We start from the raw sequence: 23,849 nt of genomic DNA, 5'->3' as shown, positions 1-23,849 counted from the left end.
TTAAAACACCCTACAGCTGTATAATGAAAAAGGCTGTATCGTGGCAGTAAGGGCCTGGCTTATCGCTAATGCGAGTTCACCTCACCCTCTGACGGTACAGCTTTTTGATTGCCGGATAATCCTCTGGCTTATTTGTCATGGCTATATGTTAAATACCTGTTTCGGTTTGTCAAAAATACAAGCTGTCTACTGAAAGTTTATAACTGTCTTATGGAATTCCATATCTGTCATAATTGGTATATCAATTGTCTAATTTGATTCCACCAATTCCATAAATCTGTCTACAAAAAGTCCTTGATTTTTGAACCGGTTTAATCATTTTTTTATTTAAAGCTTATGCAAATATACAAAAGTATTAAAAAGGATATAAAAATATTGAGATATATATAATTATATATTATTATAATGCTATAAGCATTCATGCCATTAATTCTTACGGAGGCACTGCCATGACAATTAAGCAGATGATACAAATCAAGGAAAACAGAGGCTACAGCTACAGTCAGCTTTCTGAGTATACGGGAGTTCCTTCTATTACTTTGCAAAAGATTTTTACCGGAAAAACCAGGAATCCACGGAAGGCTACGCTCGATGCTATAGAGAAGGTGCTATCAAGCGATGAATCGGTTTATAGAGGGAAAGCCTATGAATACCACGATGCAACAAGCGGAAAATTCATGGAACCTGAGCCCGTATACGGTGCAGCTACCAAGAGCAATAAATATGGTGATCCTAATAAGAAGCAGGGTGAATATACCCTTGATGATTACTATGCACTTCCTGACGAGCAGCGAGTTGAGCTGATAGATGGTGTTTTTTATGACATGTCTTCACCAAGGATTGTACATCAGGATATTTCCTATGTAATTCATTCTGCTATAGCGGATTATATTAAGAAAAACAAAGGGAAATGTAAAGCTTTTTACGCGCCTGTGGATGTTCAACTTGACTGCGACAATAAGACTATGGTTCAGCCGGACGTTCTCGTAATCTGTGACAGAAGCAAAATCAAGGGCTTTGGAATATATGGTGCACCGGATTTTCTTGTTGAAATATTGTCTAAATCCACAAGAAAAAAAGATTTGACTATAAAGCTTGCAAAGTATCAAAATGCCGGCGTAAGGGAATACTGGATAGTTGATCCTCACAAGAGATGTCTCATAATTTACAACTTTATGGATGAGGATTTTGTTCCACAGGTTCTTCCGCTTAAAGGTGAAGCACCGGTTGCAATTTACGATGGGAAACTAAAGATAAGCCTGGACGAGATAGCTGCTTCGATTGATGAATTTGGGGAGTGATTGCCTGAGGAACAAATTGTCAGCATCATTTTTTATGAAAAGCTTATGGAAATATCAGTATTTATGCTGATTTTTGTATTGTTAAATAGGGTATAATTAGCTTGCGTGTTATATAAATATTTTTAGGCGTATAGGTTAGTTCATCAGCTTGCAAAGAGTGGAACACTGGACCTTAAGAAGGTTAGTGTCAATAACAAGAAAGTCTATCAGAAAAACCTTAAACTTATCGAAAAGTCGGGAATAAGCGACAATGTGAAAATAAAGAGAGTTAAAGGCAAAAAGTAATGAAAAATCGCTTAAAATATAGGGGTTGGTGGTATAATGATATGATGTATGAAACTTGGAATTTAAGCGATTGGTATTGCTGAAAACAGCTGACAAAATAGGATAAAACGAGTGGTAAATTTAGAAGAAGAATTGAACTACGATGTCCCCAGGGCAATCCTTGTGGGACTTAATTACGACAATAGAGACGAAGCGAAATTCGAGAGATCAATGAAGGAACTTAAGGCTTTGACAGAGGCCTGTGATCTTGTGCCCGTTTTTACGGTGACACAGACACTTCCTCATCCCGAGGGCAGTACGTTCATCGGAAGCGGTAAGGTGGAGGAACTTAAGAACCTCATAGGCATGCAGGATGCGGACATTGTAATCTTCGGAGATACGCTTTCACCGATTCAGATAAGGAACCTCGAGAGGATTCTCGATACCGAGGTCATAGATAGAACAGGCCTGATTTTGCAGATTTTTGCTAAGAGAGCCAGGACCAGAGAATCCAGAATGCAGGTTGAATATGCACAGCTTCAGTTTATGCTCCCGAGGCTTGCCGGGATGAGAACGGAACTAAGCCGTCAGGGCGGAGGCAGCGGCAGACTTTCCAATAAGGGTGCCGGAGAGAAGAAGCTTGAGCTTGACAGAAGAAGGATTGAGCACAGATGTGCCGAGCTTAGGCGAGAGCTTGAGAATGTGGAACGCGAGAGAAATACGCAGCGTTCGAAGCGACTCTCAGCTGACCTCGCCAGAATCTCTCTGGTGGGCTACACCAATGCCGGCAAGTCCACGCTCATGAATGCTATGCTCGATTCGAGCCATGTGGAAGAGGTGTCCGATAAAAAGGTCATGCAAAAGGATATGCTATTTGCGACGCTTGATACCACCGTCAGAAGGATAGACATTCCGGGACACAGACCTTTTCTCCTTTCGGATACTGTTGGATTTATTGATGAACTGCCGACAACTCTTGTAAAGGCGTTCAGATCAACCCTGGCAGAGGCTGTCTATGCAGATCTTTTGCTGGAGGTCATAGATTTTTCGGATCCGGATTACATGAATCATATGGAAGTTACCGAGCGCACTCTCAGGGAGATTGGTGCGGGTAAGGTGCCGATAATTTACGTCTTTAACAAGGCGGATCTTGTGATTGGCAATTCCGAGCACGCTTCCATGACTATTCCGCATGTCCGCGATGACAGGATTTATATGGCTGCTGAGGATGGCATCGGAATCGACGAACTTGTGACACTGATTGAGCGCACTCTTGAGGGAGAGAAAGCGGAGTGCGAATTTTTGATCCCGTATTCAGACGGCGCGGCTCTACACGAGCTTACGAAGCGGTCTGAAGTTCTTGAGACTGAATACCTTGAAGAGGGCACGAGACTTTTAACAAAGTGCGGCAAAAAGGTGGCAATTCAGTATATGAAATACGCAATTTAGAGGTGAGAGGGGAACCTACATGGAGTTTAACAAAAGGATAAGTATAAACGCAGGTGGCAGGCTTATCCGAAAGACAATATACTCGGCCGTGATTGCTTTTATAAATGCGGTGTGCATACAGGCCACGCTCTCCCACGCATGCTTTGGCTGGAACACGATAGAACATTTTAAATGGATAGCGTACTTTCTTGTCTCGTTCATTGCATCATTTGTTTTCTTTTCACTGATGGATTACATACGTTTGGAGAGCGGGAGAAGTGCGGCAGGAGATGAGACAGCATTTTCCGTGAAAAGATGGCTCGGTGCAGCAATCCTTTTCTTCGTGTGCTGGCTTCCCTACCTTATCATCTATGCTCCCGGTCTTGTGAACTATGACACGGTCAATCAGATTAAGGATTTCCTCGACGGGGTATCTGCGGTTCCGTTTGGCTATGCGCCCGGCCAGGAAGAGGTGACGGTGCTTTTCAATGCGCATCATCCCGTGTTTGTGACGCTGATTTTCGGAAGCTTTATTAAAATCGGTATCCTTATGGGAAAACCTGCTGTGGGTCTTACTTTGTATATCGTCTTACAGATGGTACTGGCAGCGCTTGTTTTCTCCTATGTGATAGAGAAGGCATGGACCGGAGGGGATAAAAAGAGCCCTGTGGCAAGGCGGGTTATTACGGCATTCTTTGCACTGTTTCCGGCTATTCCGTATTACGTCTGCAACATGCTTAAGAATTCACTTCACTCGATACTCATCGTATTGTATGTGTTTATGTTTCTGCAGATAGCGATAAACGGACATGTATTTTCGAAAAAGGAGAGGATACTGTGGATAGTTCTGTCGATCCTGGTGGTTCTGACTCAGAATACCGGTGTATATTTTGTTATTCTGACCGGGATTTTTCTTGCTATCAGGGCGAGGGAGGAACGGAAAACTGCTATTATCGCAGCTGCTACCTCAGCACTTTTGATGCTGATAATACTGCCTAAATTGATATATCCCATCTTCAACATATTCCCCGGTGGAAAGCAGGAGATTCTCGGAACTCTTTTCCAGCAGACCGCCAGATACGTGAGGGATTATGGGGAAGAAGTAACGGAGGAAGATATAGAGATTATCTCGAAGGTGGTGGACTACGACACTCTTGTAAACAACTATACTTTCGAAACAACGGATAACATCAAGGCGACCTACAATCTGCATGTGACGAAGAAGGAACTTTCCGATTATTACAAGCTATGGCTCAGGCAGGGGTTAAAGCATCCCGGTGCCTATTTCAGAGCCACGCTCCCCATCTGCGGAATGTACTTTGCCTCCGGGTACGATATCGGGATATTCGATCACATACCTACTGATGAGGGAATTTTCGCTCAGATTCGCCATGTGAATCCGGAGGGAGTCTATACCTCCATGACGGAGATTTACGAGTGGATCAGATCCTTCCCGGGACTTTGCATTTTATTCCAGCACGCGCTTTACGTGCTCTGGATTCCGGCATACTGCGTATACAGACAACGATCTATCGATAAGAAAAAGAGCCTTTTGTTCATCGTTCCTTTTGTGGTGAATATGCTCTTTTTGATAGTAAGTCCTATGGTTTATTCAAGATATGCGCTGCCGATGATTTTCACATCACCGATACTTTTATACATGACCCTTTTAAAGGATTAAGAGGTGCACTATGGATACGGAAAATACAAAAAGCGGAAGAAAAAATATAGGCGTGTTTTTTAACTGTTCCGAGGTTAGATTTCAGAGAAAATTCTGCCATGCGCTATCAAGCGCCGCCAAGAAGATGGACTACAACCTTCTTTTCTTCATGACGTTCGAGGTCATTGACGACGAGAGCGATTTTAACAAGATGAATGAAAAGATGATGAAGTTCGCGCCAATAGAGCACCTGGACGCCATAATTGTTGCCTATGATACTTTTGACAGACCGTCCATCAGACAGGTACTTGAGGATGAGATAAGGGCGAGAGCAACCTGCCCTGTTATCAGCTTCAGGGAAAAGTACAAGGATTTTCTGTGCATCTTAAGTAATGCAAATGACGCAATTATTAATATAATTAATCACCTTGCGGATTATCATCACTGTAAAAATATAGCTTTTATGGCGGGCTATGAGGACCATTACGACAGTAATGAGAGACTTAAAAGGTATCTTGAAACAATGAAAGCCAAGGGGCTTCCCGTCTATGATAACTTTGTTTTCCACGGCGATATGTGGAGATTTAAAGGCGAGGAAGCTTTCAGATATTTCTTCCAGGATCCCGATCATATACCGGATGCAATAGTCTGCGCTAACGACCATATGGCGAGAGCTCTTAGTAATGCGGCTATTGAGCATGGAGTGCGGGTTCCCGAGGATTTGAAGATAACCGGTGTCGACGATATAGCTGAAGCTGTGGAATACCATCCTACACTTACCACTGTTAGCGTAGACCTCGAAGGCATGGCTGAGCGCACCATGGAAGTGACTGACAAGCTCATCAATCACCAGTATATAAAGAATGTTATAGCTGTTCCAGCGAAGATTATGTACAGAGAGAGCTGCGGCTGCTACGGTGAAGAGGTAATGGTTTCTTATCAGCAGCAGCTGAATCAGTATTATGAGAGAATGAGTCATCTGCTTGGACAACCGCATAACCAGACAATGTTCCAAATAGACCTCGACGGATGCAATACAATGGAGGAACTTCTTGATACTATTCAGAGGAACGTTGATCTCGTGGTAAAGCATAAATCTCTTTATATATGCCTGTCCGGCGAGGAGAACGAAAACGGTGGCAGAACCTTTTCCGAGGATGTTATGGATGTTGTGCACCCTATCTTTGCGTACAACAAAGGACAAAGGCTCGAGATACAGAACAAATCCTTCAGGACAGACAATCTGCTCATGGTGGATGTATATGAAAAGAATAAGCCCAAAACCATATATTTTTCGCTGCTGCACGACAGCCATAATTGCATAGGCTTTATGGCATCGGAGTTCGATTCCATGAAGGATACGGTTGATCAGTATTATTTTGACTGGGTTCTGAAAATATCGCTCGCCCTGAATAAGCATTTCATTTCAGCTGAGCTAAAACACCTTCTGGAGCAGACAAAACAGAAGAGTCTTACTGATTTCATGACCGGTATGAGTAACCGCCGCGGTTTTGAGATGTGGGTTTCAAAGAATACAAAGGAATGGATTGCATCTAAGGAAGAAATCGCATTCATGACGCTCGACCTCGACGGCCTTAAGAAGATTAACGACAATCTTGGACACGAGGCAGGAGATATGGCTATAGTAACTGCCTCTAAGATCATAAAAAAGAAATGCCCCAAAAGCGGCATCTGTGCGCGAACCGGTGGCGATGAATTTCTTATGGTATTCCCTGCCTCAAAGGCATCACCAGAGGAGGTGGCAGCTAAGATTGAGAGCAGTATGCAGAGAAAAAATGCAGCCGGAGCCTTCCCCTTCAAACTGAGTATTTCTCAGGGCTGGTACATCACCAGGATGCAGCATACCACCCGCGTGGAAGACTGTCTCGCCGAGAGCGACAAAAAAATGTACGAAATGAAGGACCTCCACCACCAGGACGAAACCATGTAAAAAATACGCCCCCTAGATATGTGTATTCGCTCCCAGCCTCGTTGCGCTACGCGCATAATCGGCTGGTTTCGAACACATATATCCCGGGGACGTATTATTCCATAGATTTTAGGGCATCAGTACCTGTAGGCGGTGTAGTAGATTTCGTAGGTGTCGGCGCCATCGGGAGGAGTGAGATCGTTCACTACCGTTTCGCCGGCCTTTACGTTGTAGTTACTGTTTACAACATAGGAATCCTCGAAACCTACGATATTGTGATCTTCATCGAAGAACAAAGTAGCTGCCTGGATGGTACTGATATCCTTGTCGCTATTGTTTGTTGCCTGGATGATCAGCTTGCCGTTGCTGGACATAGATGCCTCAAGGGTTACATCATTTTGTGCAGGAACAATGTACTGTGCATTATCTATTTTGATCTTGTAATCGTAATTTTCCGCATCATCAGAGTCAAGGAAAAGAGCATAGAGTACAAACCATTGACGGCCAACTACGTAAGAACTGTAGGATGAGCCGGTTTCCAGAATATTATTGTTTGCATCATAACTAACGGTATCCCAGGATACCTCAAGATCCTCATCTGTATTGTTTTTGCATACGGCGATAAGGTACTTATAACCCCACTCAGAAGAGTGCTCATAGGTTTCCATTACCTGAATATCGGCATCGGGAGAGGTTGCGTCAATCATATCGCTATCGGTGGCTGCAGCTGCCAGTGCGGTGTTTGCTGAAAGCAAAAAAATAATCATCGCTGCCATGAAAGATTTCAATATTTTCATAGTAAGAGACCTCCTTTTCGCAAGAAATTTCCTACATATAATCTAGCTTAATCATGTGTACGTGACATGTCCGAGGTCTGTATTTTTTATAAAAAAAGGATGAAAAATATGGTAAGATAGGGATGCGGCACGCCGAAAAATCAGGAGGAGATACGTTAATGGCACAGCTATATTTCAGATACGGTGCGATGGGATCATCCAAGACAGCCAACGCGCTAATGGTCAATTACAATTATCATGAGAGAGGTAAAAACTCGATCATATTAAAGCCCGGTCTTGAGAACAGAGACGGAGCTACAATCATAAGATCAAGAATCGGCCTTCAGGCAGAGTGTATGCTTGTGGAGGATTTTTTGGATGAATACCACAGAAAGCATAAGATGATAGAAAAATACGATGCGATCATAGTCGATGAGGCTCAGTTCCTTACTGCAGAGCAGGTCGACATCCTCTCGGACATCGTTGATTTTGATAAGGTTCCCGTTATCTGCTACGGACTTCGTACCGACTTCCAGGAGAAATTTTTCCCGGGTTCTGCGCGCCTTATGGAGATCGCAGACAAGATAGAAGAGGTCAAGACCGTCTGCTGGTGCGGAAGAAAGGCAACCTGCAACGCCAGAATATGCGATGGCAAGATCGTACGTGACGGCGAGCAGGTCTTCATGGGTGGCAACGAAAGCTACATCGCCCTCTGCCGCAAACATTTCAAGAAGGGCAAGCTTACGATATAAAACCCTCATCCGGCACTGCGTGCCACCTTCCCCACAGAGGGGGAAGGCAAAATAGTAAAGCCTTCCACCCCCCAGGGGGAAGGCAAAATAGTAAAGCCTTCCCCCTGGGGGGAAGGTGCCCGAAGGGCGGATGAGGGGAATTTTTATGAAAAACTACGCCCCGGCAATATATATTGTCGGGGCGTATTATTTTATAAAAAGATTACTTAATCGACCCAGCGTTAGATTTGTCTACAGGTGTGAAGGGAACCCATACAAAGGTGAGGTCGTCGGTTACATACTCGACATCCTTTGTGGTTCCTTTTTTTGCAAGAGCGATAGCTGCTTCGATGCAGGCTGCGCCTTGGTCGGATGCAGACTGGAGAACTGTGAACTGCATGCCTCCGTTCATAATGGAAGCGCAACCGTCTGTTGTTGCATCAATACCTACAACAGGAATAGCAGAGGTATCAATACCCAGTTCGTCCATCGCCTGAACAACGCCGATAGCCATTGAATCGTTATTGCAGATTACGCAGTCATAGGGTTGCTGAGTTTTAAGGAAAGTCTTGAAACCATCGGCTGCCTTCTGAGTATCCCAGTAAGCTGTATCGTTGAATACATAGTTTACGTCTACGCCATTATCAATGAAATACTTTTTAACCGCATGAGTTCTCTTGATAGCAGCGGGGTGTCCGGGCTGTCCCTGGAAAAGAACTACGTTAAGGCTCTTCGGTTTTCCGAGAGTATTCCATACATATTCGGCCTGCATGGTTCCTGCATCAATCTCATAACTACCCACATACATGTATTTGTCGGGCTTGAGATAATCATCAGCAGGCTGTGTGTTGGTGAACAGAATTGGAATATCACCTGCTATAACCTCAAGCTGAAGTGCAGTATCGGCATCTACAGGATTGCAGATAATGGCATCGTAGCCCTTTGCTACAGCATCTCTGAACTGCTGAACCTGCTCATCCACGGTGGCGCACGGGGTTCCTACATCTACAGTTACGCCATTTTTTGCACCTGCTTCAATTACTGAGTTCTGGACAAGCTCTTTGAAATCATCAAGAGTCAGTGTGGAGAAAAACACCTTCACACCGGATCCATCGGATCCGCCACCGGAGGAAGCTTTTCCGCATCCTGTCAGGGTGGATGCCGTAAGAACAAGAACTACAGCAATACTTAATAATTTAGTATAAAAATTCTTCTTCACGATAAGACCTCCTCTTAAATCTTGAACTTCTGAACATGGGAAGTAAGAGTGTCGGATGTGTCTGCCAGCTCGTGGGAGTTGTTTGCCACATCTTCACTGTGCTTGGAAATGTTCTTTGCTTCCACAACCATGTTCTCTGAGGTTGCCAGTATCTCATCAGCGCTGGCTGCCTGTTCTTCGGCAATGGCAGCTACGTTCGTTGCTACATCATCAACCTTTTCAACATCTCTGATCATTTCTTCTATGCAGTCATTTGATGCTTGTATGTTCTCATAAATCTGATCGAAGGTTTCTACAGCTACATGGATAAGCTCACTGTTTTCTTCAATGCTGTCGGCACTTGCATTAGCCTGGCCTACAGCCTCATCGATAAGTCTGTGAACTTCCTCAATCAGGTTGGAGATATTGGTTGCACTCTCTGAACTTGTCTGAGCAAGCTTTCCGATTTGAGTAGCTACAACAGCAAAGCCTTTTCCGGCTTCACCTGCTCTTGCTGCCTCGATAGATGCATTGAGTGACAACAGGTTTGTCTCTTCAGCAATTTCACCGATCATGCTGACAATATTTGTAATTTCTTCGGAAGCCTTTCCAACTTCGTTGATGGAATCAACAAGTTTGGTATTTGCGGTCTGGATACCATCCATGGCATGGGATAATTTTTCCATATCCTCGCGGCCCTTCTGGGAAATCTTTACGGTTTCCTTCATGCTCTCATCAGCCTTGACTGAATTGTCACGGGTGTCGGCAACAACAGCTGCAAGAGTGGTAGCATTGTTTGCAATATCGCCGACAGCTAAAGCAAGCTGATCAACGGTGTCGTTCAGCTGCTGCATTGCCTCAGCCTGTGACTGGGATGCATCGAACATGCTTCTTGAAACGGAATCTGAAGCCTCGGACTCTGCCTTAAGCTTTTCGGACTCTTCGCTGATACTTGATAGCATATGTCTCATGCTCTCAACGAATTCTGCAATCTTTCCGCCCATGGCACCGATTTCATCATTACTCTCTGCTTTGACATCAATCGTGAAGTCACCTTCACTCATAGCGTTGATACTCTTGGTGATGCCTGCAAGAGGAGCAATAACTCTGCTGACAACATATAGAATAAGGATGATGATAAGAATGGTTGCTATGAGACCTGCAATTACAAGGTAATTAACAAGCTCTTTGATGCTGGCCATTATTACGTCCTGTTCGATATATGATACAAGTACCCAATCAGTTCCGGTTATTGTTTTGAAAGCAACTACATAGTTGCCGATTTGTTTCGTTGTATAGTTTTCAGCGTTAATTGCCTTTGCCACGTTGGCAAGAAGAACATCACCATTGTCCTCCGCAATCTTAGTGGATACAAGAGCAGTGTCTCTGTGAGCAAGAATCGTATTATCATTTGTGTCTACGAGGAAAGAACTGGCCTTATCCATCTTGACACCTGAATTTACGATAATGGTGATTTTATCAAGGGTAACATCAGCTGCTATAACCTTGATAGATTCGTCGCCCATGTTTAAGATACCGGATGCACTTATAACATCCTTGCCCTGGGAGTTTGTATAGGAAGTTCCGTACTGAAGATTAACTCTTGAAAGACCCTGTTTATACCAGGTGGATTCAGTGGGATTCGCTTCCTCCAGAGTAGATTCGGTGGCCTTATAATATGCGCCATCGGCAGTTCCTATGCGCAGTCCCTCAGGGGAATCGCTGTTATAACCATAGAAACCGTCCAAAATAGTCTGGAGCTGTGCTTCATCAGGGTTTGCAGCTTCTATGGACTGCTTTGCCGTTGAGAAATACTCCAGATTCTTATTTAGCCATGCAACGATGTTATCAGCCTGATTCGAAATTGAGGAATTCAGGTTGGACGTTGCAAGCTCGGTCATACGCTTTTTGGACATGGTGGAAGCGATGGCGATAAGAATGATGATCATGATTACTACGATAGGAACGATGTATAGCAGAAGCTTGTTCCTTATCTTTCCGGTTTTGCGGATTTTTGTGGGCTTGTCACTCATAATGTCCTCCTTAGCAAAAAGGAAATAACTGTTATTTGATAAAAAATTGCGCTTAATTATTTCGATGATATGGCAATCCTATTTATCATTAATAAACGTATCATATTCCTATAAAAAGACTCTTTTTATATTCTTAAATTTGCATAAAATATTACGAAAAAAAGAACAAACTAAAATGATGTACTTTCATGGTTTTTGACGTGTTTTCATTGAAAAATCTGCCGTAAAAGCATATACTTTTATGTAAATCAGCGCTAATTGCGCTAAGTAGAGATAGGGGGCAATTAAATATGGGTAATGATGAAGTGATGCAGAAATTACTGGACAATTCTAATAAGAGCCTTAAACTTCAGAAAATCAGAACTGTTTGCGTTCTGGTGATACTGGTTGCAGTGGGTATTTCGATTTTTGCAATTGTTCCCAGAGTCGTAAGCACTCTGGATAAGGTTGAGACGGCAGCGACTTCTGTTTACGAGACTATTGGCAAGGCAGAAGCCACAATAGATAACATTGATAAGATGGCCGAGTCACTTAAGTCCACCGGTGATAACATGAATTCGATTTTGAATGATAACGGTGATAAGCTGACAGAGTCTCTTGATAAAATGGCAAACATTGATTTCGACGGCCTGAATCAGGGTATTAAGGATCTTCAGGATGCGATCGGACCTTTAGCCAATTTTATGAACAAATTCAGATAATCTATAAACTAACTTAGGAGGGTATGAAAAATGGCAACAAAGAAGACTACAGATAAACTCAAGGATATTGCTAAGGATGTACAGGAGGCTGCAAAGCCCTATGTTGAAAAGGTAGAGCCCTACATCGAGAAGGCAAGGGAGAAGGCTGAGCCGATGCTTGACGAGGTTAAGGAGAAGAGCGCTCCCGTGATCAAGGATGTAAAGGAAAAGGCTGATCCTGTGATCAAGGATGTTATGGAGAAAGCAGATCCTGTAATAAAAGAAGTAAAGAAGAGAACTGCTCCCGCAACAAAGGCAATTAAAGAGCAGAGTGAGAAGGCAGCAGATGCGGTCAAGGCAGCAACTAAGGATATCACTGAGACAGCTGCCAAGAAGAGCACCAAGACAGAGTTCTTTATCCAGTATCAGGACTACGAAGTAAGAACTCAGGATATTGCTGATAAGATTCGTGAGCAGTACATATCTTTAGGCCACAAGGCATCTGACATCAAGGAGCTTCAGATTTACTTAAAGCCCGAGGAAAATGCTGCCTACTATGTGGTTAACCACAAAGACACAGGAAAATTTACATATTAAAAGAAAAGATCACCTGGCGAGAGTATTCGAGCCAGGTGAAATCATTGGAGCACTTATGGCTATTGAAAAGAAAGTATTTTTTAATCTAAAGCACTATGAATACGGCGAAGCATTCTTTGGAAGCTACAAAGGAATGCGTTACCGTCTTGCCAGAGAACCGCTTGAAAACGTGGTTTTCACACCTGTGGAGCAAAGAAATCCGGAATCCCGTCTTATGGCCACGGTCTGGCCTGAGCCCTACAGCTATCACGACACTGAGGATGAAAAGAAAATCTCTGAAAAGTTCGAGATTACAGAGGAAGGCTTCGACGCTGCCATCGCCTGGATAAACGAACAATACGAGTCTCGTGAGTGGAAAGAATAACGCCTTCCCCTTGGGGGATAAGTTTTTTATAAAATAAAAAAGGAAATACAAAATTCCCGCAGAATATTACTAAAGTGAGGAGTTTTTCCGGGAAAATCCAAGATTTCAGGCTTGGTACCAGACTGGAGTGTGTATGAAAATACGTGAAAGCTTAGAAAACAGAGAAAGACTGAACCTAAGTCCGTATGCTACCCTTAGCATGAATTCCAGGGGGAGGAACACGGAGGAGGAACCCTGTGATATCAGACCTTGCTTCCAGAGGGACAGGGACAGAATCCTATATTCCAAATCTTTCAGGCGACTAAAGGATAAGACGCAGGTTTTCCTGACGCCGGACGGCGATCATTACAGAACCAGGATGACCCATACGCTTGAGGTTGCCCAGAATGCCAGAACTATAGCGAGAGCGCTTAAGCTCAATGAGGACCTGGCAGAGGCGATTGCCTTTGGACACGACCTTGGACACACACCCTTCGGCCATGCCGGAGAGCGGGCACTCAATGAGATATGTCCCTATGGCTTTAAACATAACGAGCAGAGCCTTCGAACAGTGGAACTTTTGGAGAAGGACGGACAGGGACTCAACCTTACTTTTGAAGTAAGGGATGGAATTATCAATCATGAGATGGACACGACTCCCGTAACTCTCGAGGGAAGAGTGGTGCGTCTTTCTGATAAGATTGCTTACATTCACCATGACATGGATGACGCTATCCGCGGAGGCATTCTTAAGGAATCCGATGTGCCTGAGAATATTTCAAAAGTAATCGGACACAGTAACCGCGAGTGGCTAGACACCTTTATCCATGACATTGTGGAGGCCAGCACCAATCGCAACGACATCCTCATGTCGGAGGAAGTTCATGAAGCCCTTATGGCGCTTCGAGCTTTCATGTTTAAGAGCGTTTATACCAATCCGAAGGCCAAGAACCAGGAGGGGAAGGCCGAGAATCTTGTGAAGATACTTTATCAGTACTACATGGATCATGAAAATCTTCTGCCGGATTACCTGAAAAGACTCATGGATTCACAGCCAAAAGAAAAGCTTGTCTGTGACTACATAAGCTCAATGACAGACCGTTTTGCGATTGCAAGGTTCCAGGAGTACTTCGTACCCAAGAGCTGGAACGTACTATAGATTTAGGACAACAACATGAGATATTCTGACGAGATCATAGAAGAGGTCAGATCCCGCAACGACATCGTCGACGTTATAGGTCAGTATGTAAGCCTTAAACGAGCAGGTGCCAACTACGTGGGACTGTGTCCTTTTCATAATGAAAAGTCGCCATCCTTCAGCGTATCGCCGGGCAAGCAGATGTTTTACTGCTTCGGCTGCAGAGTGGGTGGAAACGTCTTTTCATTTTTGATGAAATACGACAACTTAACATTTGGAGAGGCCATGAAGACGCTGGCGGAGAGAGCCGGTGTTAAGCTTCCTGAGGAGGATGAATCCCCGGAAGCGAAGAGGATGCGTGATAAGCGCCAGACTCTCTTGGAGATAAACAAGGAAGCTGCCAAATATTATGTATATCAGCTGAAATCTCCGGCCGGTGAGAAAGGCCTTAAATACTTTAAGGATAGAGCTCTTTCCGACGAGACCATCAAAAAGTTCGGGCTGGGGTATTCCAATGTCACGAGCGACGACCTCGTGAAGTATTTAAAGAGCAAGGGCTACAGCGACTCCCAGATAATTGACGCGGGGCTCGCCTCACACGATGAAAAGTACGGAACGCACGATAAGTTCTGGAACCGTGTGATGTTTCCGATTTTAGATGCAAACTCAAAGGTCATAGGCTTCGGCGGACGAGTGATGGGAGATGGCAAACCCAAGTACCTGAACTCTCCGGAGACCATGATTTTCGATAAGAGCCGAAACCTTTTCGGACTTAATTATGCAAAAAATGCCAGGGCAGGTTACATCATAATCTGCGAGGGATACATGGATGTCATAGCGATGCATCAGGCCGGATTTAATATGGCGGTTGCTTCACTTGGAACGGCGTTCACATCCCAGCAGGCAAGTCTTTTAAAGCGTTACACGGATCTGGTTATATTGTCCTACGACAGTGACGGAGCGGGAACGAGCGCCGCACTTCGAGGGATAGAGATATTAAAGGGTGCGGGATTAAAGGGAAAAGTACTCAACTTAAAGCCCTACAAAGATCCCGATGAATTCATAAAAAATGAAGGAAGGGAAGCCTTTGAGGAGAGAATCAAAAAGGCTGAAAATCCGTTTTTCTTTGAAATAGCAGTAAAAGAAAAAGAGTTTGATATGAGCGATCCGGCCGAGAAGACAGAGTTTCACAGATATATAGGAAAAAAACTCTGTGAGTTTACCGAGGCAGTGGAGCGTGAGAATTACCTTGAGGCGGTAGCACAGCGCTATATGATAAGTGCTGATGATTTGCATAAACTGGTGGCGGGACTCGCTGCCGAGGGCGGTATTGTGAAGTCTTCAGAGAGACCGAAGACGCCTAAGCAGTACAACACTCCAAAGGAAGATCCATCGAGAAAACCGCAAAGACTACTTATAACATGGCTTGCAGATGAGCCTGAAGTTTTTTCGGCAGTAAAGAAATGGATAGGTCCAAAAGATTTTGCAGATGAGATGTACCGCAGCATCGCGGATGAAATGTGGAAGGGACTGGATGACGGAAGTTTTGATCCGGCGAAGGTCATGAACCATTTTACCGATGAAGAGGAGCAAAGAGAGGTCGCAGAGCTTTTCAACACTAACCTTGTTAAGGTGGATACAAAAGATGAACGTGAAAAGGCTATGCATGACATTCTCTATGACATAAAAAAATCCGGCTATGAAAAAACGCTGTCGGATATGGAGGCAGATGCTCCGGAGAGGTGGAATTACACTCTCGAAGGCAAACGTATGCTGGAGGAATTGTCGAGAACGAAGATCGTTTTGAAGGCATGAGACAAAAGTTGAAAGGATGGGTAACGTAGTGGCAGATAAGAAAGTGACCGGCAAGGCAGCTGACAAGGATAAAGCAAAGAAGACTGTCGCAAAGACAGCAGAAAAGAAGGAAACTGCAAAGAAGGCAGCTAAGGAAGAGACAGCAAAGAAAGAAACCGCTAAGAAGGAAACTGCAAAGAAAGAGCCTGCAAAGAAGGCGGCTGAAAAAAAGCCTGTTGAGAAAAAAACAGCAGAGAAGAAAGAGACAGTAAAGAAGGAAACTGCTAAAAAGGAGCCTGCAAAGAAGGCTGCTGAGAAGCCTGCAGAGAAGAAGGAAACAGCTAAAAAAGAGACAGCTAAGAAGGCTGAGAAAGCAACCGGATCTTCAAAGAAGGCAGCTAAGGAAAAGGAAGATACAAGCGCTAAGGGCGAACAGAGTAGTGAGGGTCTCGATGAGGAGACCCGAGAGAAGTTTTTACAGAAAATCAGAGAACTTCTCGCTCTTGGCAAAAAGAAGCAGAACACTCTCGACTACAACGAGATTAGTGATTTCTTAAGAGAACTTAATCTGGATGAGGACAACCTCGACAGAGTTCTTGAGCAGCTTGAGGCTGCAGGAATCGACATCATCAGAATGGAAGATGATGTGGATGTTGATATTCCCGATGATGACGGAGTGGTACTCGGTGATGAGGAAGAGGTTGATATGGAAAATATCGACCTGTCGGTTCCGGACGGAATAAGCATCGAGGATCCGGTTCGTATGTACCTTAAGGAAATCGGTAAGGTTCCGCTTCTTACCGCTGATCAGGAGATCAATCTTGCACAGCAGATGGAAGACGGTATGATGGCTGAGCGTATCATGGAAGCCGGCGGCGCCGATAAGGTAGATGTCAAAGAGGAAGAACAGGAAGCTTACGAGCGAGTTAAGGACAAGGATGAGAAGGAACTTAAGAGCATTTCCTTTATGGGAAATGAGGCAAAGAAGCGCCTTGCAGAAGCTAACCTCAGACTTGTTGTAAGTATTGCAAAGAGATATGTCGGAAGAGGAATGCTTTTCCTTGACCTTATTCAGGAGGGTAACCTCGGTCTTATCAAGGCAGTTGAGAAGTTCGATTTTCGTAAGGGATTCAAGTTCTCCACATACGCTACATGGTGGATCCGTCAGGCCATCACACGTGCGATCGCCGATCAGGCCAGAACTATTCGTATCCCTGTTCATATGGTTGAGACTATCAACAAGCTCATCCGTATCAGCAGACAGTTACTTCAGGAACTCGGCCGCGAACCCACTCCCGAGGAGATTGCAAAGGAGATGGGTATTCCGGTAGAGCGTGTGCGTGAGATCTTAAAGATTTCACAGGAGCCTGTATCACTTGAGACTCCTATCGGTGAGGAGGAAGATTCACATCTTGGTGATTTCATTCAGGATGACAATGTTCCGGTACCCGCTGATGCAGCAGCTTTCACACTCCTCAAGGAGCAGCTGGTTGAGGTTCTCGGAACCCTTACAGAGCGTGAACAAAAGGTACTTCGCCTCCGTTTCGGTCTTGATGACGGAAGAGCAAGAACTCTTGAAGAAGTCGGCAAGGAATTCAACGTAACACGTGAGCGTATCAGGCAGATCGAAGCAAAAGCGCTCCGTAAACTTCGTCATCCCAGCCGCAGCAGAAAACTTAAGGATTATCTGGATTAACACTATGAAAAATGTGATTTTATCTAAGAGACTTAGCGCAGTAGCAGAGCTTGTAAAGGGCTCTGCCTGCGTGTGCGATATCGGGACGGATCATGGATTCGTTCCGATTTATCTTATTAATTCCGGCGCCTGTGATCATGTGATAGCAATGGACATAAATGAAGGACCGCTTGAGAGAGCAGGACAGCACATCGCCGAATACGGTCTTGGAGACAAGATAGAAACAAGGCTCTCAAATGGCATGGAAAAGCTGAAGCCAGGCGAGGCTGATACGATTATCTGCGCCGGCATGGGCGGACTACTGATGAAGAGAATCCTCGAAGAGGGCTCTCCCCGTGAAAAAGGGATAAAGAAAATGATCCTTCAACCCCAGTCGGACCTCAGAGCTTTCAGAGAGTATCTGAGGCAGCAATGTTTTTTCATAGAGGATGAGGCTGAGATTTTCGAGGATGGAAAATACTACACCGCCATGCTTGTAAGAGTAAGCGACGATGATAATAATGAAGCTTATGAGAAGGTAGTGGAAGAAATATCTTCCGCTGAAGACGCCATCAGAATCTGCGACCGCTTCGGCCCCACTCTTTTCCTTAACAGGGATAAAACTCTCTACGAGTACCTGACCCACGAGAAGAGCGTCCTGGAAAGCATTTTATTAAAATTATCTGAAAATGAGCATAGCGAAAGAATACATGATATTATAAGTAAAATAAACGATATTTCAATCGTACTTAATTTGTATTAACGCCTTCCCCTAAGGGAGGTATTAGCGAAGATATCATTTTTTGCCTTCCCCTTGGGGGGGAAGGTGTCAGCAAAGCTGACGGATGAGGGGGTATCAATATGCCAAGACTCAATATAGAAGGCGAAGAACGCGAATACGCAAAGGGCACAACCTTTGAAGAGATAGCCGGAGAATTCCAGCACAAGTATGACAATCAGATTGTAGCAGTGGTTTACGGATCCAGAATCCGTGAGCTCATGAAAAAAGTGGACAGGGATGAAAACCTGACCTTTATTACTACTGCGGATGAGATTGGCAACAACACCTACACCCGTACTGCTATCATGATGCTCATCAAAGCTGTTCGCGATGTCTCAGGAAAACATCATGCCTTCACTAAGGTTGAATACAAAATCGGTAATGGTTTTTACTGCAGTATAAAAAGTGACTTCAAGGTAACTGAAGTGTTCGCCGAAAAAGTCCAGAAGAGAATGCAGGATATGGTGGATGATGCCCTTCCTATAACCAAGAAGGGGTATCCCCTTGCAGATGCCATCGAGATTTTCAGAAAAGAAGGTATGGACGATAAGGTTAGACTTCTTCGCTACAGAAGAAGCTCCGAGGTCAATGTCTATAAGCTCGATGAATTCAGCGACTATTTCTATGGATATATGCTTCCGAACACCTCTTATGTAAAGTGGTTCAAGGTTGAAAAATATCACGACGGACTTATTCTGCATCTTCCATCCAGAAAACAGCCGGATCAGATCACGGAGAGTGAGCCCAGGGAAAAGCTGTTTAATGAAATGGTCCGTTCCACAAAGTGGGGCGAGATGATGGGAATCGAAACCGTCGGAGACCTCAATGATGCCATCTGCAGAGGCGAGTTCAATGACATTATGCTTGTGCAGGAAGCTCTTCAGGAGAGACGTATCGGCGAAATTGCCCAGAAAATCTATGAGCGCAAGGATGTAAAATTTGTGATGATCGCGGGACCAAGCTCTTCGGGAAAAACCTCCTTTGCCAACAGACTTTCAATTCAGATGCGTACCTATGGCCTTCGCCCGCATCCGATCAGTCTTGATAATTACTTTGTGAACAGAGAGGATACTCCTCTTAACGAGGATGGAAGCTACAACTTTGAATGTCTCGAGGCTCTTGATGTCGAGCAGTTCAACAAGGATATGGTGGCTCTTCTTGAGGGCAAAAGAGTTGAGATGCCGACCTTTAACTTTGTCACAGGTAAGCGTGAGATGAACGGAGATTTCATTCAGCTTAAACCCGGAGATGTACTTGTTATCGAGGGTATTCATGGACTTAACGAGAAGATGAGCTATGCTCTTCCGGCAGAGTCCAAATTTAAGATTTATATTAGTGCGCTGACAACACTTAGTATTGACGGACATAACAGAATCCCCACAACCGACGGGCGTCTCATCAGACGTATAGTTCGTGATGCCAGAACCCGCGGTGCCACCGCAAAGCACACGATTGCAATGTGGGATTCCGTAAGACGCGGCGAACACCAGAACATCTTCCCGTTCCAGGAAGGTGCGGATGAGATGTTCAACTCCGCCCAGATATACGAACTTGCGGTTTTGAAGCAGTACGCAGAGCCCCTCCTATTTGCTATCAAAAAGGATGAGCCCGAGTACTTTGAGGCAAAGCGCCTCCTAAAATTCCTTGATTACTTTGTTGCAGTCGACTCGCAGACACTTCCCAAGAACTCACTCACCAGGGAGTTTGTCGGTGGCAGCTGCTTTAAGGTGTGAGGATATATTGGATATTATTGGAAATACGAGTAAAATAGGCGTGCATAATTGTACGTCTATTTTTGTACTCATTTTCAAATATGCTTGACATAATTTAATTCATTGCTACAATTCTTATGTATGAGCAGGACAAATGATCGCGGCCGCTAGTCCCGTAAGGGCGCGGGTGAGGAAAGTCCGGGCTTCGTAGGGCAGGATACCGGATAACGTCCGGCGGAGGTGACTCCCGGGAAAGTGCAACAGAAAACAACCGCTCTTTAAGAGTAAGGGTGAAAAGGCGGTGTAAGAGACCACCGTGCAGATGGTAACATCTGTAGCCATGTAAACCCTATCCGAAGCAAGACCAAAAAGAAAACTATGGGCCGGCCCGGTCCGTTTTCAGGTGGGTCGCTTGAGGCTGTCGGTAACGGCAGTCCTAGATAGATGATCATTCTCGACATAACCCGGCTTACAGGCCTGCTCATACATAAAAGGACGAAAGCCCTGCTATAGGATTGATATCGGCAATATGGTATGTGTCATTTTATCGAATCTATAGCAGGGTTTTTGGATATAAAAATGTCCGAAACCGGAGAGAAAAGTAATCATGCATCTGAAAAAGATATTAACAGTATTACTTGCCATGCTTATCACTGTTGGCGTGGATTCATTACATACATCTGCCCAGGGTCCTATGCCTTCCGAAATTGCACAGGACATGCTTTCTATTGATGCATTTGCAGTTCCCTACAATTTTCCAGAAACAAATACAGAAGATGCAGTTATAAAAACCGCACTAAATGTACGATCTTCAACAGTTCAGATACAGGTTGGCAAGCAGTACGGAACCGGAAATATCATATCTATAAATTCAGAAAAAATAAGAATTCTCACAGCAGCTCACGTGGTGCAGAAGTGGGACAATTCAGAAAGTAACTATGTCATTTTCTTTAATGGCAAAGTGGCAGATGCGAACCTTGATACAATCGATGATTATTATGATGCTGCAATTATCAGTGTTGAAACGGCAGCATTAGAGCCCTATGATTTAATGAATCTCAGAAGGGTTACTTTGGATTACTCTGTCATGTCAGGTTTTGATAAGCAAAAAGATGAGAGAGTAATTGCGCTTGAATCCAATCATCTCGTAAATGCCAAGGAAGTCCAGACCTACAACTACTATGGTAACGACACCGGTATCGCCGGCAAGTATATTTACGGTCCTGTCATTAATCCCGATATTCTTGTTGTCGACTACGGCTATAAGATGATCTATACAAAACTTGCTGCCCACAGTGGAATGTCCGGCGGCGGCATATTTGACATAAACGGACATTATGTCGGTATTCTTGTCGGCGGCTCCGATACCGGTGAAACTGTTGGCGTCAGACTGACAGACATAAAGCCGCTACTTTCCATGAGTGAACACTAGACTGCAACAGAGCCTCCCCTTTTTAGTTACCTCTAACAAAATCTTAAGCCTTTCTTAATTTCAAAAAAATCTCTTGCCACAAAATTTTTGCTGTGGTATAGTCTCAACTTGTCGGCATTCAGTCGACAAATGTTCCGGAGTTTCTCCGTGACGATTTTCCATTTATTTTTTTCCAAGAAGTTTTTATGAAAGGCGGTTTTTAGTTTTATGAGACCAATTAAACAAAGTAACTCGATGAAAGAGCTTTTAAAGAAGCTTAAGAGGCATGATACGCTTGTCCTTGGATCAGCTGTAGTGCTTGCGACTATAATGTGTGGAGGATTCGTCTATGTGACAACTCCGGCGATAAGTGCCGATGCAGCTCAGCAGGAGGTTAAGAAGGACTCACTCGGAGTACAGAAAAAAGCGAACGATCAGCTTAAGGAGATTGAGAATTATCTTGAGAGACTTGATAAGGTTGTTACAGAAAGCTCAGAGCTGGTGAAAGAAGTTCAGACTGTTCAGAATGAGCAGAAGGAGCTTACGGAGAAAACTCTGGAAAAAGAGAAAACTCTGGAAAAAGAGAAGAACAACAGCACAAATACTAATACAAACACAAACAACACAAAGGTTGTAGAGAAGATAAACGGACTTGATAAAGCACTCGAGTCTATACATTCAGAAATTACCACTACCAATAATCAGATTAAGAAACTCCAGGAGAGCATGGAAAAGGGCGGAAATAAAGATTCTGACAAGGATAAGGAGAGCTTTGCCCAGATTACGAATGCACTCAGTGATATAAAAAAGAGCTGTGATAAGTCGGGCGGTGATGTGTCAGGACTTTTGGCAGAACTTAAAGAGAGCAAGAAGGAAAATTCCGATTCACAGAAAACGGTTATCAATAATCTTGAAACCATCGAGAAGACCCTTGAGAAGGTAGAATCAAGAGAGAATCTCACAAGGCTTGAGAATGATCTTAAGAGCACTCAGACTACCTATATCAATATGCTTGATAATGTTGAAAAGAGCGTGAGCAAAACAACTGAGGGCGTGAAGAAAGTTGGAGATAAAGTCAGCAAGGTTTCCGAACATATTAATAATGTTGGAAGTGATGTTAACAAAGTCTCTGAGAATGTCAACAAGGTTTCAGAAAATGTTAATAGCGTTGGAGATGGAGTAAACAAAGTGGCTGAAAATGTTAATAACATTGGAAGCGGAGTAAATGAGGTTCGTCAGGCACAGATTAGTACAGACAACCGCATTGATGCATTGGGAACAGGTATCGGAGATGTAAAGGGCGATATTGGAACAGTGAATGCTCAGATAGGTGATGTTCAGGGACAGATTGGTTCTGCACGAAGTGATATTGACGAAGTCAGAAATTCACTTTCGGATACAAACTCCAAAATAGATAAGGCTAACACCAAGATTGAAGAAGTTGCCGGAATGGTACAGCAGGTTTTTCAATGTGCGGACAGTAATCGTAATAAACTAGCATCCATACTGTCCGACCTTTGCGGCTATGAAGCCGGTAAGGATGCAACAATGGCTGAGTTGATTGAAGCAGTCAAGCTTATTCCCTCACATGTAATTAGTTCAGGAAATGTAACTTATGAGCATCATTATCATAAGGATGTAAACGGAAATGTAGTCAGTGATAAATCAGCTTCCAAGGGAGGTTGCTTTACTTCACCGGTATATCACAAACATATAAGCTCATGTTACGAGACTACGAGAACGTATATATATCATCCTCACTTTACTCAGATTAGTGAGGAGACTGAAAAGACCGGAAGTAATAAGAAATACAATGCAGGTAATATGAAAATCAATGAAAGTAATACGAAATACAAATGTGATGTGTGCGAAATGGTTGTAGATAGAATTCCGGAAGATCATAAACATCAGACTACGGACAGAAACGAGGCGCGACAAAACAGTAATTTTTTTAAGGAGATAACAAATACAAATGTAATTTGCGGGAAAACCGAGCAGACAGCCGAGTATTGGCTTCCGGCGTGCGGTTACAAGCATGGAGATATAACCAAGGCAGTAATCGTTTATCCGAAAGTTTATCAGAATTATGAAGTTAATACACTTAATACTTCTATGGTTTCCAATTATGGTGGAATTGAGATTTCAGAAGAAATATTCAATATGGATAGTTATGGCGCCGAAGCTCAGGATGAAGGAGAAGTGACAGATGAGGAAAGTGCTGATGAAGAAAACAATAACTCCGAGGAATCAGAGAACCCCGATGCGAACGATGATGCAACTGTCCCCGAGGAAAACGCCCCGGCGCAGATTCCTGCTGCTGTAAGTGACGGTAATAGCCAAGGCTAACAGGGTTTCTTGACTAGTAAAGCCTCTGGTAATAAAATATGCGTTGAGACA

The 23,849-nt window shown here is 44.0% G+C and carries 18 protein-coding genes and 1 other RNA gene; 16 read left to right on the top strand and 3 right to left on the bottom strand.

Going from position 1 to position 23,849, the window contains the following annotated elements; genetic code table 11:
• Positions 1-449: 449 nt before the first annotated feature.
• From G596_RS0105190 to G596_RS0105175, 4 genes are all read left to right on the top strand, one after another.
• A complete protein-coding gene (locus tag G596_RS0105190) occupies positions 450-1,301 on the top strand; it encodes a Uma2 family endonuclease (RefSeq protein WP_022760783.1) in 852 nt (283 codons plus the stop codon).
• A gap of 396 nt (positions 1,302-1,697) precedes the next feature.
• A complete protein-coding gene (gene hflX / locus G596_RS0105185; protein WP_022760782.1) occupies positions 1,698-3,014 on the top strand; it encodes a GTPase HflX in 1,317 nt (438 codons plus the stop codon).
• 19 nt (positions 3,015-3,033) lie between these two features.
• Entirely contained in the window at positions 3,034-4,674 is a 1,641-nt protein-coding gene (locus G596_RS0105180) for a DUF6020 family protein (protein ID WP_022760781.1), read from the top strand.
• 10 nt (positions 4,675-4,684) lie between these two features.
• Positions 4,685-6,604, top strand: a complete 1,920-nt coding sequence (locus G596_RS0105175) for a substrate-binding and GGDEF domain-containing protein (protein WP_022760780.1) — start codon at positions 4,685-4,687, stop codon at positions 6,602-6,604.
• 116 nt (positions 6,605-6,720) lie between these two features.
• Here the strand turns inward: G596_RS0105175 and G596_RS0105170 are convergent, their stop codons facing one another.
• Positions 6,721-7,380 carry a hypothetical protein gene (locus G596_RS0105170; RefSeq protein WP_022760779.1) on the bottom strand — a complete coding sequence of 220 codons (660 nt, stop codon included), beginning with the start codon at positions 7,378-7,380 and terminating at the stop codon, positions 6,721-6,723.
• Between the two features lie 158 nt (positions 7,381-7,538).
• Between G596_RS0105170 and G596_RS0105165 the strand changes: the two genes are divergently transcribed.
• Complete coding sequence (locus tag G596_RS0105165) at positions 7,539-8,111, top strand: thymidine kinase (protein ID WP_022760778.1); 573 nt, start codon at positions 7,539-7,541, stop codon at positions 8,109-8,111.
• A gap of 202 nt (positions 8,112-8,313) precedes the next feature.
• On the opposite strand, the gene G596_RS0105160 is transcribed toward G596_RS0105165, so the two are convergent.
• Together G596_RS0105160 and G596_RS0105155 are read right to left on the bottom strand one after the other, a co-directional pair.
• Positions 8,314-9,309, bottom strand: a complete 996-nt coding sequence (locus G596_RS0105160; RefSeq protein WP_022760777.1) for a sugar ABC transporter substrate-binding protein — start codon at positions 9,307-9,309, stop codon at positions 8,314-8,316.
• A gap of 14 nt (positions 9,310-9,323) precedes the next feature.
• On the bottom strand, positions 9,324-11,321 hold the full coding sequence (locus tag G596_RS0105155) for a methyl-accepting chemotaxis protein (RefSeq protein ID WP_022760776.1): 1,998 nt from the start codon (positions 11,319-11,321) through the stop codon (positions 9,324-9,326).
• A 290-nt stretch (positions 11,322-11,611) separates the two neighbouring features.
• Between G596_RS0105155 and G596_RS0105150 the strand changes: the two genes are divergently transcribed.
• The 11 genes from G596_RS0105150 (at position 11,612) to G596_RS0105105 (ending at position 23,798) form a co-directional block, all read left to right on the top strand.
• On the top strand, positions 11,612-12,022 hold the full coding sequence (locus G596_RS0105150) for a hypothetical protein (protein ID WP_022760775.1): 411 nt from the start codon (positions 11,612-11,614) through the stop codon (positions 12,020-12,022).
• Between the two features lie 30 nt (positions 12,023-12,052).
• Complete coding sequence (locus tag G596_RS21005; protein WP_022760774.1) at positions 12,053-12,598, top strand: DUF6465 family protein; 546 nt, start codon at positions 12,053-12,055, stop codon at positions 12,596-12,598.
• A gap of 55 nt (positions 12,599-12,653) precedes the next feature.
• Positions 12,654-12,962 (top strand): hypothetical protein, encoded by a 309-nt coding sequence (locus G596_RS0105140; RefSeq protein ID WP_026671207.1) that lies wholly within the window; start codon positions 12,654-12,656, stop codon positions 12,960-12,962.
• Positions 12,963-13,095: 133 nt separating this feature from the next.
• Entirely contained in the window at positions 13,096-14,100 is a 1,005-nt protein-coding gene (locus G596_RS0105135) for a deoxyguanosinetriphosphate triphosphohydrolase (RefSeq protein WP_026671206.1), read from the top strand.
• Between the two features lie 15 nt (positions 14,101-14,115).
• Entirely contained in the window at positions 14,116-15,894 is a 1,779-nt protein-coding gene (dnaG, locus tag G596_RS0105130) for a DNA primase (RefSeq protein ID WP_022760771.1), read from the top strand.
• A 463-nt stretch (positions 15,895-16,357) separates the two neighbouring features.
• Positions 16,358-17,569, top strand: coding sequence for an RNA polymerase sigma factor RpoD (gene rpoD / locus G596_RS0105125; RefSeq protein ID WP_026499192.1), 1,212 nt, complete (start codon positions 16,358-16,360; stop codon positions 17,567-17,569).
• Between the two features lie 4 nt (positions 17,570-17,573).
• Positions 17,574-18,311, top strand: coding sequence for a class I SAM-dependent methyltransferase (locus tag G596_RS0105120; protein ID WP_022760769.1), 738 nt, complete (start codon positions 17,574-17,576; stop codon positions 18,309-18,311).
• A 98-nt stretch (positions 18,312-18,409) separates the two neighbouring features.
• Positions 18,410-20,062, top strand: coding sequence for a nucleoside kinase (locus G596_RS0105115; RefSeq protein WP_022760768.1), 1,653 nt, complete (start codon positions 18,410-18,412; stop codon positions 20,060-20,062).
• A 121-nt stretch (positions 20,063-20,183) separates the two neighbouring features.
• Positions 20,184-20,529, top strand: an RNA gene (gene rnpB / locus G596_RS23545) — RNase P RNA component class A.
• A gap of 119 nt (positions 20,530-20,648) precedes the next feature.
• Entirely contained in the window at positions 20,649-21,473 is an 825-nt protein-coding gene (locus G596_RS0105110; protein WP_022760767.1) for a S1 family peptidase, read from the top strand.
• Between the two features lie 207 nt (positions 21,474-21,680).
• The gene (locus tag G596_RS0105105) at positions 21,681-23,798 is read left to right on the top strand and encodes a hypothetical protein (protein ID WP_155829145.1); all 2,118 of its coding nucleotides are present in this window, start codon (positions 21,681-21,683) and stop codon (positions 23,796-23,798) included.
• Positions 23,799-23,849: the final 51 nt, after the last annotated feature.

Origin of the sequence: Butyrivibrio sp. AD3002 (assembly GCF_000420905.1) — a bacterium.
In the GTDB taxonomy this organism is placed as follows: domain Bacteria; phylum Bacillota; class Clostridia; order Lachnospirales; family Lachnospiraceae; genus Butyrivibrio.
Note: the sequence above shows the minus strand (reverse complement) of the source record. Positions and strands in the feature narration are given on the sequence as shown.

Excerpts from the sequence above, each read along its gene's own strand:
- G596_RS0105190 (WP_022760783.1), top strand. The coding sequence starts at position 450 with ATGACAATTAAGCAGATGATACAAATCAAGGAAAACAGAGGCTACAGC.
- G596_RS0105180 (WP_022760781.1), top strand. The coding sequence starts at position 3,034 with ATGGAGTTTAACAAAAGGATAAGTATAAACGCAGGTGGCAGGCTTATC.
- G596_RS0105175 (WP_022760780.1), top strand. The coding sequence starts at position 4,685 with ATGGATACGGAAAATACAAAAAGCGGAAGAAAAAATATAGGCGTGTTT.
- G596_RS0105170 (WP_022760779.1), bottom strand. The coding sequence starts at position 7,380 with ATGAAAATATTGAAATCTTTCATGGCAGCGATGATTATTTTTTTGCTT.
- G596_RS0105165 (WP_022760778.1), top strand. The coding sequence starts at position 7,539 with ATGGCACAGCTATATTTCAGATACGGTGCGATGGGATCATCCAAGACA.
- G596_RS0105155 (WP_022760776.1), bottom strand. The coding sequence starts at position 11,321 with ATGAGTGACAAGCCCACAAAAATCCGCAAAACCGGAAAGATAAGGAAC.
- G596_RS0105150 (WP_022760775.1), top strand. The coding sequence starts at position 11,612 with ATGGGTAATGATGAAGTGATGCAGAAATTACTGGACAATTCTAATAAG.
- G596_RS21005 (WP_022760774.1), top strand. The coding sequence starts at position 12,053 with ATGGCAACAAAGAAGACTACAGATAAACTCAAGGATATTGCTAAGGAT.
- G596_RS0105140 (WP_026671207.1), top strand. The coding sequence starts at position 12,654 with ATGGCTATTGAAAAGAAAGTATTTTTTAATCTAAAGCACTATGAATAC.
- G596_RS0105135 (WP_026671206.1), top strand. The coding sequence starts at position 13,096 with ATGAAAATACGTGAAAGCTTAGAAAACAGAGAAAGACTGAACCTAAGT.
- dnaG (WP_022760771.1), top strand. The coding sequence starts at position 14,116 with ATGAGATATTCTGACGAGATCATAGAAGAGGTCAGATCCCGCAACGAC.
- G596_RS0105120 (WP_022760769.1), top strand. The coding sequence starts at position 17,574 with ATGAAAAATGTGATTTTATCTAAGAGACTTAGCGCAGTAGCAGAGCTT.
- G596_RS0105115 (WP_022760768.1), top strand. The coding sequence starts at position 18,410 with ATGCCAAGACTCAATATAGAAGGCGAAGAACGCGAATACGCAAAGGGC.
- G596_RS0105110 (WP_022760767.1), top strand. The coding sequence starts at position 20,649 with ATGCATCTGAAAAAGATATTAACAGTATTACTTGCCATGCTTATCACT.
- G596_RS0105105 (WP_155829145.1), top strand. The coding sequence starts at position 21,681 with ATGAGACCAATTAAACAAAGTAACTCGATGAAAGAGCTTTTAAAGAAG.